Genomic DNA, 12,111 nt, shown 5'->3' on the forward strand with positions numbered 1-12,111 from the left:
CACATGGCTCTGCAATCTCTCGACATCCTGCGCCGCTCGGCCAGTCCGACGGCGGCCCCCCAGGCCCGCAATCCCCTGGAAGTGGCCAAACTCATCGACGTTTCCGTCTGTATCGGCTGCAAGGCCTGCCAGGTGGCCTGTTCCGAATGGAACGAGCTGCGTGACGACGTGGGCAGCTGCGTCGGCGTCTACGACAACCCCACCGACCTTTCCGCCCAGGCCTGGACGGTGATGCGCTTCAACGAGGTGGAGCAGCCCGACGTCAGCGGCGGCAAGCTGGAATGGCTGATCCGCAAGGACGGCTGCATGCACTGCGCCGACCCGGGCTGCCTCAAGGCCTGCCCCTCCCCCGGCGCCATCATCCAGTACAAGAACGGCATCGTCGATTTCCACCAGGAAAACTGCATCGGCTGCGGCTACTGCGTTTCCGGCTGCCCCTTCAACGTGCCCCGCATCAACCCGAAGGACAACAAGGCCTACAAGTGCAACCTGTGTTCCGACCGGGTGGCCGTGGGCCAGGAGCCGGCCTGCGTCAAGACCTGCCCCACCGGCGCCATCCAGTTCGGCTCCAAGGAGGACATGCAGGAAGTGGCGGCCAAGCGCGTCACCGACCTCAAGTCCCGGGGCTACGACAACGCCGGCCTCTACGATCCGCAAGGGGTGGGCGGCACCCACGTGATGTACGTGCTGCACCACGCCGACAAGCCCGAGCTGTACAACAACCTGCCCAAGGACCCGGCCATCAGCACCACGGTCAGCCTGTGGAAGGGGCTGCTCAAGCCCGTTGCCACCCTGGGCATCGCCGCCGCCGGCCTGTTCGGCTTCTTCCACTACATCACCGTGGGCCCCAACCGGGCCGAGGACGAACACGAGGCTGAAGAAGAGGTGACCAAATGAAAGAGCAACTGATCCAGCGTTACAACGCCGCCGAGCGCATCAACCACTGGGTGGTGGCGGTGTGCTTCATCCTGCTGGCCATCTCCGGTCTGGCCTTCTTCTACCCGGCCTTCTTCTGGCTCACCGGCGTCTTCGGCACGCCCCAGCTGGCCCGCATCGTGCACCCCTTCGTCGGGGTGGTGATGTTCATCGCCTTCGCCCGCCAGTTCTTCCGCTACTGGCACCACAACCTCGTCACCAGCGAGGACGTGAAGTGGATGAAGTCGGTGAAGGAAGTGATGAAGGGCAACGAGGTGGGCGACATCGGCCGCTACAACGGCGGCCAGAAGGGCATGTTCTGGGTGATGGTGGGCTGCATGGCCCTGCTGCTCATCTCCGGCGTCATCGCCTGGCGTCCCTACTTCGCCCTGTACTTTCCCATTCCCCTGATCCGGGTGGCCCTGCTGGTGCATGCCGCCAGCGCCCTGGTGCTGATCGCCAGCATCATCGTGCACGTCTATGCCGCCCTCTGGGTGCAGGGCACCATCCGCGCCATGGTGGAAGGGGTGGTCACCCACGCCTGGGCGCGCAAGCACCATCCCAAGTGGTTCCGGGAAATGACCGGCAAGGAATCCTGATCCCCTGATTCCCTGACGTTGCGGCCGGGGGCGCGCTTGCCGCCTCCGGCCCCTGCAGCCCCATCTTTGCAGTACAGGACACACGACCATGGCCAGCGAATCCCTGCACCTTCTCCACGGCACCCAGTTCGACGACGAGCTGGAAGGCCCCGAACACGCCACCGTCTGCCGCACCACGGTGCTGCGCCTGAGCGGCGGCGAGGCCGAGACCTGCGACGACCACGTGGTGGAAGAGGTGCCCGTGGCCCTGGTCTTCAACGGCATCTCCCACGCGGTGATGCTGGCCACGCCGGATAACCTGGAAGACATGGCCCTGGGCTTCGCCCTCACTGAAGGCATCCTGGAGTCGCCGTCCGAGCTGTACGGCGTCGAGGTGGTCTCCGGCTGCCAGGGCCTGGAAGTGCATCTGGAAATTTCCTCCCGCCGCTTCGTCGCCTTGAAGGAGCGCCGCCGCAACCTGGCCGGCCGCACCGGCTGCGGCCTCTGCGGTGTCGAGAGCCTGGACGCCGTGGCCCGGCCCTACAAGCCCCTGCAGCGGGGCCTGCTGCTGCCCGTGGCCGCCGTGGCCCGGGCCCTGGACCAGCTGCCGGACTGGCAGCAGCTGCATCGCATCACCGGCGCCGTCCATGGCGCCGCCTGGGTGGACAACCTGGGCAACATCCGCACCCTGCGCGAAGACGTGGGCCGCCACAACGCCCTCGACAAGCTGGTGGGCTGGCTGGCCAAGAGCCGCATCGACCCAGCCGCCGGCTTCGTCCTCACCTCCAGCCGGGCCAGCTACGAGATGGTGCAGAAATGCGCCGCCGCCGGCATCGGCTGCCTCGTCGCCATCTCCGCCCCCACCGGCCTGGCGGTGCGCCTGGCCGAAGAAAGCGGTATCACCCTGGCCGGTTTCGCCCGGGGTTCCCGCCTGGTCATCTACAGCCATCCGGAATACCTGGCCGCCGAAGGCGTGGCTGCGACCCGCCCCCTGGGCCAATCCCAGGGCAGTGCCAGCCAGGAGCCGCTGCCGCCGCGCTCCGGCGGCCGCACCCTGATGTAAGGCCCGCCCGGCAATGATTTCAGAGCAGGCGCCCCCTGGCGCCCCGCTGCACCTGCCCCCTGGCGGCCTGGTGGACCGCTTCGGCCGCCGCATCACCTACCTGCGCCTCTCCATCACCGACCGCTGCGACTTCCGCTGCACCTACTGCATGGCGGAAGAGATGACCTTCCTGCCCCACGGCGCCGTCTTGAGCCTGGAAGAAGCCCTGCGCCTGGTGCGCATCTTCGTCTCCCTCGGCGTGACCAAGGTGCGCATCACCGGCGGCGAGCCCCTGGTACGGCGCAACGCCCTCTGGCTGCTGCAGGAAATCGGCAGGCTGCAAGGCCTGAAGGAACTGGTGCTCACCACCAACGGTTCCCAGCTCGCCCGCCACGCCGCAGACCTGCGCCGGGCCGGCGTCAGCCGCCTCAACATCAGCCTGGACACCCTGCGCCCCGAGCGCTTCCGCACCATCACCCGCATCGGCGACCTGACCAAGGTGCTGGACGGGGTGGAAGCGGCCCTGGCCGCCGGCTTCTCCCGCATCCGGCTGAATGCCGTGATGCAGCAGGGCGTGAACGACGACGAACTGGGCGACCTGCTGGCCTACGCCGTGGCCCGCAACATCGACCTGGCCCTGATCGAGGAAATGCCCCTCGGCGACACCGGCCACGACCGCAGCGCCACCTATTTTTCCAGCGATGCCGCCCGGGCCCGTCTGGCCGAGCGCTTCGAGCTGATCCCCACCCTGGAGAACAGCGGCGGCCCCGCCCGCTACTGGCGGGTCGGCGGCAGCGACAGCCGGGTCGGCTTCATCTCCCCCCATTCCCACAACTTCTGCGACACCTGCAACCGGGTGCGCATCAGCGCCCAGGGCACCCTCTACCCCTGTCTCGGCGACGACGGCGCCATCCCCCTCCTGCCCTTACTGCGCGCCCATCCCCAGGACGACGCCCCCCTCGGCGCCGCCATCGCCACCGGCATGGGCCTCAAAGCCCAAGGCCACGACTTCACCGCCGCCATGGCCACCCCGAAGATCGTGCGCTTCATGTCGAGTACGGGCGGCTGAAGAGATCCTTTAGGTTGCTCTTCGGTTGATGGCTCGAGACGGCCATCAGTAGGTGTAAGAGAAATCGTGCCAATGCCGTCGTTCGCAAACATTCCGCTTGCATGACATTTGGCTGACTGACTGGCAGAATTGATGTGACATTGAACCGGGCCGCTTATGACCACCGTCTATCCCCGAAAATATTGCTGCCAATTTTGCGGGAGCCGCTATTGGGAAGCCTTCCAGGCTGCCGTCTATTTCGCATTAGCTCTAATTATGAGCGTGGTCATCTATGAATTTCAGAAGCCATATTTCAAAAGTAGGGCAAATAGTTGAGGCCCGTAGATGCCGTAAGCGTGTACAGATAAGAACCCGTGCTGATTTGGTATCTAATACAAAAAAACAACCAGGGCTCTATTGGATAGAAACCAATATGCCTGCTTCAGACATCACAGAAGCCGTAAAGAAATGCTCAGGAAAAACCAAAAATGTCAGGAAAACGAAACCACAAGGCATTGGCATTACAAGATCAGTTTCCGGCTATCAGATAATTTACTCCGGTACAGAAAGTGACATCCAAAAGCGGTTGCTAGAGCATCTCTTTAATGAAGGTGCTGATAGCACCGAGAAAATGTCTTTGCAAATCGATAAGCCACCCTTTGCTCAGTATGATTGGTATATAAGCTGCGTACATATAAAGGATTATTCAACTCGTTATGCTCTTGAGGCGTGGTGGAGATTAAATATAGGCTGGCCACCTTTCTGTAAGCGCTGATTTCTAACGTTAGCTTTCTTTATTCGCGTCATGCCAAACCTGTCCGCCCAATCCGCAGCCGAACTCTTGCAGCAACTTAGGGAAATTGATATCTCGGTCCCACTGCGGACCGAAGGGCGCACTACCGAGCACTGCGAACGCTGGTCGATTTGCAGATTCCTCGCAAGCTATGCCGAAAGTTCGCTAATCAACTATCCGTTACGGCTCCAAAAGCGCGAACGGCCTGATTTCCTGTTAGAGATTCCGTTCGGTAGCGTCGGCATCGAAATCACCGAGGCAGTCCCGCCTGATTTCGCCTGGGCAGATGCCAAGCGTGAGGAGCTGAACTACGACACTTTGACTTTCATACATCGTTTCGAGCCCGGTGAACCTCGACGGTCTAAGGAAGAAATCGATCGGATTGCCCGAGGCGCCACCTGGGGTGATGTTTGGGCCGGTGATGCTCCGGAAAGAGAATGGGCTGACGCAATGCTCCACTTCGCACGACGTAAGGCAGAAGCCCTCGCGAAAACCGGCTTCGAACGGTTTCCAGCAGACTGGTTACTTATCTACGACAACTGGCCATTGCCCGCAGTCGATGATTCAAAGGCTGCTGCATATTTCATGGAACTTCTATGCACACAGCCAGGGCCGTTGCCCTTCGACCGCATCTTTGTGGAATGCAAGCGATCCATATGGCAGTTCCAGATTCCTAGACATGCACCCCAGCCAATACTAGACCTTTGGTAGGCAGTTACCCCGTCATTGCTTGGGATGCTGCGCAATAAAGCCGCACCGTGTCCCTGAACTCCGACGTTGAGGCTGTAGAAAAACTCAATTTTGAAAATTCTGGAACGCTATGATCGAAAATCGACCTTCACAACCGATCGCTATAAAAAAACGCGGAATAAGGAATGGTCGAACGCCCCCGGAAAAGGCATGGACGTGACCCCTCAACTAGTTTTTCTAGAGTCTCGTTAGGCGGCTCCGCCGGTTCTAGCTAGATGCCCTTCATGTAAAACACGCTTTCTCCTTTCATCCTGTGAAAGGACGAAGACAGCGGACCTGGCAGCGCCTTTCCTGTTTCAGGACACGGGCTATCCCAAGAATCAGCAGCCGGGGCAGCGCGCCATAGCTTCGCTATACTCCCGGTTCTGCCTTCCTCCCACCTTCCCATGCAAGTCGTCATCGTCGGTACCGGCAAGCTCGCCAGTGAGCTCCTCGCTTCCCACCAGTTGGGCCATCCTTTTCAGGTCGTGCCCTGGGGCCGGCAGGCCGGGGGCGCATCGGCCATCGTCGTCCATGCCGGTTCGGGGAGGGAGCTGGAGGCGGTGGCGGCCTTTTGCCGTGCCACCGCCTCGCCCCTGATCGAGCTTTCCACCGGCTCCGCCCTGGAGCGGGAGGCGCCGGAGTTCCCGGTGCTGCTGTGCCCCAACACCAATATCCTGATGCTCAAGTTCATGGCCATGCTGGAGGCCAGCGGCCATTTCTTCCGCGGCTACGAGATGGAACTGGTGGAGTCCCACCAGGCGAGCAAAAGCTCGGTGCCGGGGACGGCGGTGAATCTGGCGGCCTCCGTCGGCCTGGGGCCGGAGGCGATCCGTTCGGTGCGGGACCCCCGGGTGCAGCGGGAGGAGTTGGGCATTCCCGAGGCCGACCTGCCGCGCCATGCCTTCCACCGCCTCAGCATCAGCGACGGGGCCTGCAGCCTGCGCCTGGAAACCCGGGTCCAGGGGGAGGCGCCCTACGCCGCCGGGGTGTCGCGCATCGTCGAGGCGGTGCATGGCAAGGCGCTGGAAAAGCGCCTCTACCCGATCATGGAATTCATCAACCGGGGCTGGCTGTAGTGCCTGCCAACCGGGCGGGGCGGCGGAGCCGACTGGCCTGAACTCCCCGTCGGGCGGCGCGGTCGAAGCGCCGCCGTCATCGCGGCCGCCAACATTGCCGGAGGCGTCGGGCCCGGCGCCGGCAGACGCTCCGCCGACGGGCCGGGCAGCGGGCCTGCGGCCCCTGCCTTGTTCCTCCGGCGGCATGGGGGATAATGGCGGCGGTCCCACATTCCCTCAGTTCATGGGTGCTTCCAAGTGCAAAAGATCATTGATGGTTTTCTCAAGTTCCAGAAAGAGGTCTTCCCGGCCCGTTCGGAACTGTTCCGCCATCTGGCCGACGGCCAGAGTCCCAAGGTGCTCTTCGTCACCTGTTCCGACAGCCGGGTGGTGCCCGAGCTGCTGACCCAGCAGGAACCGGGCGATCTTTTCGTCATCCGCAACGCGGGCAACATCGTTCCCTCCTACGGGCCCGAGCCCGGCGGCGTTTCCGCCACCGTGGAATACGCCGTCTCCGTGCTCAAGGTGACCGACGTGGTCATCTGCGGCCACTCCAACTGCGGCGCCATGGCGGCCATCTCCAGCTGCCAGTGCCTCGACCACCTGCCGGCCGTGGCCCACTGGCTGCGCTATGCGGATGCGGCCAAGGCCATCATCTCCGCCCGGGAATACGCCACGCCCCGGGAGCGGGCCGACGACCTGGTGCGGGAGAACGTCATCGCCCAGCTGGCCAACATCCGCACCCATCCGGCGGTGGCCCTGGCCCTGGCCCAGCGCAAGCTGAACCTGCACGGGTGGATCTACGACATCGAGAACGGTGCCATCGACGCCCTCGACGGCCGCACCATGTCCTTCGTCTCCCTCTCCGACAATCCCGAGGTCAATGCCACCTGAGCCCGGCCCCCGGCAGGGAACGAAAAAGGCGCCCGCGGGCGCCTTTTTTCTTGCTGGTGGCGGCCTGCTGGCCCGGCACCGTCAGCGCAGGCTGGCCCCCGCCAGCTTCACTCCGAAGCCGATGAAGAGGCCGCCGACGGCGCCGGTGGCCCCGGCGGAGAGACGGCGGCGCCGGCGGAAGGCATCGGCCAGATAGCTGCCGCCGAAGATCAGGGCGGAGAGGTAGAGGGCGCTGCAGAACTGGACGATGGCGCCGAGGATGAGGAAGGACAGGGCCGGGTGGGGGTAGTCCGGGGAGACGAACTGGATGAAGAAGGAAACGAAGAAGAGGATGGCCTTGGGGTTCATCAGGCTGATGACGAGGGCGGTGCGGAAGGGCTGGCGGGCGTCGCCTTCGCTCAGGCGGCTGGCGGGCGCTTCGATGCCGCGCCAGCGCTGCACCGCGGCCCGCAGCAGGCCGATGCCGAGCCACACCAGGTAGGCGCCGCCGGCGTACTTGAGCACCATGAACAGGGCCGGCACCGCCACCAGCAGGGAGGCGACGCCGGAGGCGGCCAGGGTCATCAGGATCAGGTCGCCGAGGAAGATGCCGCAGGCGCCCCGGTAGCCGGCGGCGATGCCCCAGCGGGAGGCCACCAGGGTGACGTACATGGAATTGGGCCCGGGCAGCAGGACGATGAAGATGGTGCCGAGGATGAAGGTGGCCAGGTCGGTGATGCCGTAGGTCATGGTGGAGCCTTTTGCGCTTACTTGTAGTAGCTGGGGTCTTCGAAGAGGGACTTGATGACCACCTTCTTCACTTCCTTGTGGTCGGGCACGGCGTAGAGCACCGGGGCCAGCAGTTCCTCGAAGATGCCCCGCAGGCTGCGGGCGCCGGTCTTGTACTCGAAGGCGATTTCGGCGATCTGCTGGAATACCGCCGGCTCGATCTGCAGTTCCACCCCCTCGCTTTGCAGCAGCAGGCGGAACTGGTTGTAGAGGGAGTTCTTCGGCTCGGTCATGACCCGCACCAGCATGGCCTTGGAGAGGTCCTGGAAGCGGGCCACCACCGGCAGGCGGCCGGTGAATTCGGGGATCAGGCCGAATTCGAAGAGGTCGGTGGGCTTCACCCGGCTGTTGAGGCGGTCCAGGATGTTCTGGTTGTCGTCCTCGCCGGTGCCGATGTAGCCGAAGCTGTGGCTCTTCTCCATGATCTGCTCCAGGCCGACGAAGGCGCCGCCGCAGATGAAGAGGATGCCCGAGGTGTCGATGCTGCGGTTGTCCGGCAGCCGCACCGGATAGCCTTCCATGATCTTCAGCAGGGCGTGCTGCACGCTCTCGCCGGAAGTGGCCTGGACCCGGGCCGCTTCCCCGGGGCGGGCCTTCAGCTTGTCGATCTCGTCGATGAAGACGATGCCGCGCCCGGCCCGCTCCGTGTCGCCGCCGGCCTTTTCCAGCAGGCGCAGCAGGATGGCCTCGATCTCCTCGCCGACGTACTTGGTCTGGGCCAGGGAGGTGGCGTCGGTGGTGACGAAGGGCACCTGCAGGAAGCGGGAGAGGGTCTCGCACAGCAGGGTCTTGCCGGTGCCGGTGGGGCCGATGATGAGGACGTTGCTCTTGTCCAGGCGCACCGTCTCGCCGGCGGCGGTGAGCTTGCGGTAGTGGGCGTAGACCGCCACCGCCAGCACGCGCTTGGCCTCTTCCTGGCCGATGACGTACTGGTTGAGGTATTTGACGATGGCGCTGGGGGTGGCGTTCTCGGGCAGCACGGCGGTATCCGGGACAATGACGTTGCCGTGACTGTAATCCAGCCGGGCGCCGGCGACTACCCGGCGGCGGCTAAAGCTGGGTAAAGAGCCCGGCCAGGGCTTGCGCTTCCGCTTCCAGGCGCCGCTGCTGCAGGTCGAAGCGGGCCACGGTGTGCAGGGGGCCGCCGATGGTGTCGGCGGCGTAGGTCATCAGGTCCAGGTGGCGCACCGGCAGCACCAGGCCCGGTCCCGGGGCGAGGCCCTGCAGCCGCGCCTGCATGGGCGCCAGGGGATAGGCATCGTCGTAGAGGCCCAGGGTCAGGTGGGGGGTGTAGGGGAAGTCGTCCCGCTCCGGATGGGAGTCGAGCAGGGCCTGGCGCAGTTGCAGCAGGCTGGGGCCGTCACCACCCACCGCCAGGTAGGGGGCCGAGGCGAAGGTGGCGCAGGGGCCCAGTTCCAGGGAAAAGGGCGGCGGCGCTGCCCGCTCCAGGGCCGCCACCTGGGCGGCGAGGCAGGCGGGGCTGTAGTCGTCGGCCCGTTGCCGCGCCGGGGCGGGAAAACCGCCCAGGGCCACCGTGATGTGGGGCTGGCGCCGGTAGCCGGGCAGCAGCCAGGGGGCCAGCTGCGCCTTGAGACCGTCCACGGCGGCCGTCAGCACCGGGGTGTCGGCGGTAATGGCCCACACGGCGTAGCAGCGCCGGCCCTGGTGCCAGTCGCTGAAATCGTCGTGGCGGCAGGCCAGGGTGAAGGCGTCGGTGGCTTGCAGCATGATTGCTAGAAAGATCCGGGCATAAAAAAACGGGACTGTTGCCAGTCCCGTTTTGCGGCCAGATCAGGTGATCAGGCGAAGTTCTGGGCAGCGAAGTCCCAGTTGGCCAGGGAGGCCAGGAAGGTCTCGACGAACTTGGGGCGGGCGTTGCGGTAGTCGATGTAGTAGGCGTGTTCCCACACGTCGATGGTCAGCAGGGGCTTGCCTTCGCCGGTCTTCAGGGGGTTGCCGGCGGCGCCGGTGTTGACGATGTCCACGGAGCCGTCGTCCTTCTTCACCAGCCAGGTCCAGCCGGAACCGAAGTTGCCCACGGCGGAGGCGGTGAAGGCCTTCTTGAACTCGTCGAAGGAACCCCACTTCTTGTTGATGGCGTCAGCCAGGGCGCCAACAGGAGCGCCGCCGCCGGCGGGCTTCATGGAGCTCCAGAAGAAGGTGTGGTTCCACACCTGGGCGGCGTTGTTGTAGATGCCGCCGGCGGGGGCCTTCTTGAAGATTTCTTCCAGACCCAGGTTCTCGTACTCGGTGCCCTTGATCAGGTTGTTCAGGTTGGTCACGTAGGCCTGGTGGTGCTTGCCGTAGTGGTAGTCGAAGGTTTCTTCGGAAATGTGGGGAGCCAGGGCGTTCTTGGCGTAGGGCAGGGCGGGCAGTTGATGTTCCATCTTATTCTCCGTTTAGTAGGCGGGTTGGTTGGGGTAACCGTCAATTCTAGACAGTCGCATCGCCACAGACAACGCAAGTCGGCGGCGGTTCCCCGGGATTGTTCAGTTCGCTCCGGCGGCGGTGTCGGATTCGCCCCGCACTTCCACCTGGCGTTCGCCCCGGTGCAGGCGCAGGGTCAGGCGCTGGCCCGCCGCCAGTGACCCGGCATCGTGGACCGCCTGGCCCTGCTGGTCGAAGGCGATGGCGTAGCCCCGGGACAGCACGGCTTCCGGATTGAGGTGGGTGAGGCCGGCGGCGAGGCGCTCCAGCTGGCCGCGGCGGGTCTGCAGGGCGCGCTGCTGGGCGTTGGCCAGGCGGCGCTGCAGGGCTTCCAGGCGGGCGGCCTGGGCCCCCGGCTGGGGCCGGGCCAGGCGCAGGCGCTGGCGGGCCCGCTCCAGATCGAAGCCGGCCCGTTCCAGGCGGCGGCCCAGGGCGTGTTGCAGGCGCTGGCCCAGGGCATGGAGATTCTGCTGCTGCAGGGCCAGGCGTTCGGCCGGGTGCTTGAGGCGGCGGGCGGTCCAGTCCAGGCGCTGCTGGGCTTCCTCCAGGCGGCGGTGCATGCGGCGGGAGAATTGGCCGGCGAGGCGTTGCAGGTGGTCGCGCAGCGCATCCCGGTCCGGGCTGGCCAGTTCGGCGGCGGCCGTGGGAGTGGGGGCGCGCAGGTCGGCGGCGAAGTCGGCGATGGTGAAGTCGGTCTCGTGGCCGACGCCGCTGACCACTGGCATGGGGCAGGCGGCGATGGCCCGGGCCACACCTTCGTCGTTGAAGGCCCACAGGTCCTCGATGCTGCCGCCGCCGCGCACCACCAGCAGCACCTGGCATTCCCGGCGGCTGGCGGCGGTCTCGATGGCGGCGGCGATCTGGCGCGGTGCTTCCTCGCCCTGGACCAGGGTGGGGTACAGCACCACCTTCACATGGGGCGCCCGCCGCGCCAGGGTGGTCAGCACATCGCGCAGGGCGGCGGCCTGGGGGCTGGTGACGATGCCCAGGGTGCGCGGATGGGCGGGCAGGGGACGCTTGCGCTCGGCGGCGAAGAGGCCTTCCGCCTCCAGCTTGGCCTTGAGCCGCAGGAAGCGTTCGTAGAGGTCGCCCTGGCCGGCCCGGCGCATGCCTTCCACATTGAGCTGGAAGTCGCCCCGGGGCTCGTAGAGGGAGACCAGCACCCGGGCCTCCACCTGGAGGCCGTTCTCCAGGCGGAAGCCCAGGGTCTGGGCCTTGTTGCGGAACATGACGCAACGCACCTGGGCCTGGGGATCCTTGAGGGAGAAATAGGCGTGGCCGGAGGCGGCCACGGTCAGGTTGGAGATTTCGCCGCTGACCCAGCACAGGGGAAAGGCGGATTCCAGCCGCTGCCGGGCCAGGCGGTTGAGGCTGCTGACGCTGATCACTTCCCGGCCGCCGTCGGCGGCAAAGGGCTCCTGGCGGGCGGGGGAATAGGCGGGACGGGCAGGGTAGTCGGGCATGGGCGCCATTTTACGTCAGCCGGCCCGCCGCCGAGCCGGGGGGAACGGCGGAAAAATATCCCTTGCCTGTTGTGGATTTATCTTATCTATATGTTTTTAAATGAATTGTTGTGGAGTGCCCCTTTTTGCGGCAGAGCAAGAAAAACCCTTGTCCCAGCCCGACTTAGACAATTTGATGACAGGCTATCCACAAAGTTATCCACAGGTTTTGTGGATAAGCCGGGATAAGCCCGCCCCGGGCCTGCCATGCCGGTGGAAAATTCCTCCGGGATGCCGGCCCCGGGGCGGGCCGGGCAAAGGGACGGTCCGGCCGGGCTGCCGCCGGGCGGGCGGGACTTGCCCGAAGCATGAGGGGCAGGCTAAAGTTGCGGGCTTAAAAAGACCCTTCGGAGGTTC

13 protein-coding genes are annotated in these 12,111 nt (G+C 65.2%); 8 read left to right on the forward strand and 5 right to left on the reverse strand.

What is annotated here, in order from left to right:
- Positions 1-3 precede the first annotated feature (3 nt).
- The 8 genes from fdxH (at position 4) to AZSP09_RS00385 (ending at position 7,057) form a co-directional block, all read left to right on the forward strand.
- Positions 4-897 carry a formate dehydrogenase subunit beta gene (fdxH, locus tag AZSP09_RS00350; protein ID WP_130458898.1) on the forward strand — a complete coding sequence of 298 codons (894 nt, stop codon included), beginning with the start codon at positions 4-6 and terminating at the stop codon, positions 895-897.
- Complete coding sequence (locus AZSP09_RS00355; protein ID WP_130458897.1) at positions 894-1,514, forward strand: formate dehydrogenase subunit gamma; 621 nt, start codon at positions 894-896, stop codon at positions 1,512-1,514. Before fdxH ends, AZSP09_RS00355 begins: the two co-directional genes overlap by 4 nt.
- Before the next feature lie 88 nt (positions 1,515-1,602).
- A complete protein-coding gene (gene fdhD, locus AZSP09_RS00360) occupies positions 1,603-2,556 on the forward strand; it encodes a formate dehydrogenase accessory sulfurtransferase FdhD (protein WP_130458896.1) in 954 nt (317 codons plus the stop codon).
- A 13-nt stretch (positions 2,557-2,569) separates the two neighbouring features.
- Positions 2,570-3,604, forward strand: coding sequence for a GTP 3',8-cyclase MoaA (moaA, locus tag AZSP09_RS00365; protein ID WP_152088828.1), 1,035 nt, complete (start codon positions 2,570-2,572; stop codon positions 3,602-3,604).
- 271 nt (positions 3,605-3,875) lie between these two features.
- A complete protein-coding gene (locus AZSP09_RS00370) occupies positions 3,876-4,358 on the forward strand; it encodes a hypothetical protein (protein WP_152088829.1) in 483 nt (160 codons plus the stop codon).
- 30 nt (positions 4,359-4,388) lie between these two features.
- The gene (locus AZSP09_RS00375; RefSeq protein ID WP_152088830.1) at positions 4,389-5,087 is read left to right on the forward strand and encodes a hypothetical protein; all 699 of its coding nucleotides are present in this window, start codon (positions 4,389-4,391) and stop codon (positions 5,085-5,087) included.
- 425 nt (positions 5,088-5,512) lie between these two features.
- Positions 5,513-6,184, forward strand: a complete 672-nt coding sequence (locus tag AZSP09_RS00380; RefSeq protein WP_152088831.1) for a dihydrodipicolinate reductase C-terminal domain-containing protein — start codon at positions 5,513-5,515, stop codon at positions 6,182-6,184.
- A gap of 237 nt (positions 6,185-6,421) precedes the next feature.
- Positions 6,422-7,057 (forward strand): carbonic anhydrase, encoded by a 636-nt coding sequence (locus AZSP09_RS00385; protein WP_014238285.1) that lies wholly within the window; start codon positions 6,422-6,424, stop codon positions 7,055-7,057.
- A gap of 81 nt (positions 7,058-7,138) precedes the next feature.
- On the opposite strand, the gene leuE is transcribed toward AZSP09_RS00385, so the two are convergent.
- The 5 genes from leuE to xseA form a co-directional block, all read right to left on the reverse strand.
- Positions 7,139-7,786: a leucine efflux protein LeuE gene (gene leuE / locus AZSP09_RS00390; protein ID WP_152088832.1), complete on the reverse strand. Its 648-nt coding sequence runs from the start codon at positions 7,784-7,786 to the stop codon at positions 7,139-7,141.
- Between the two features lie 17 nt (positions 7,787-7,803).
- Positions 7,804-8,805 carry an ATP-dependent Clp protease ATP-binding subunit ClpX gene (gene clpX, locus AZSP09_RS00395; protein ID WP_152088833.1) on the reverse strand — a complete coding sequence of 334 codons (1,002 nt, stop codon included), beginning with the start codon at positions 8,803-8,805 and terminating at the stop codon, positions 7,804-7,806.
- A gap of 70 nt (positions 8,806-8,875) precedes the next feature.
- A complete protein-coding gene (locus AZSP09_RS00400) occupies positions 8,876-9,553 on the reverse strand; it encodes a 2'-5' RNA ligase family protein (protein ID WP_152088834.1) in 678 nt (225 codons plus the stop codon).
- Positions 9,554-9,624: 71 nt separating this feature from the next.
- A complete protein-coding gene (locus tag AZSP09_RS00405) occupies positions 9,625-10,212 on the reverse strand; it encodes a superoxide dismutase (protein ID WP_152088835.1) in 588 nt (195 codons plus the stop codon).
- Between the two features lie 102 nt (positions 10,213-10,314).
- The gene (gene xseA, locus AZSP09_RS00410; RefSeq protein ID WP_152088836.1) at positions 10,315-11,715 is read right to left on the reverse strand and encodes an exodeoxyribonuclease VII large subunit; all 1,401 of its coding nucleotides are present in this window, start codon (positions 11,713-11,715) and stop codon (positions 10,315-10,317) included.
- Between the last annotated feature and the right edge of the window lie 396 nt (positions 11,716-12,111).

Origin of the sequence: Azospira sp. I09, from assembly GCF_009177135.1 — a bacterium.
In the GTDB taxonomy this organism is placed as follows: domain Bacteria; phylum Pseudomonadota; class Gammaproteobacteria; order Burkholderiales; family Rhodocyclaceae; genus Azospira; species Azospira oryzae.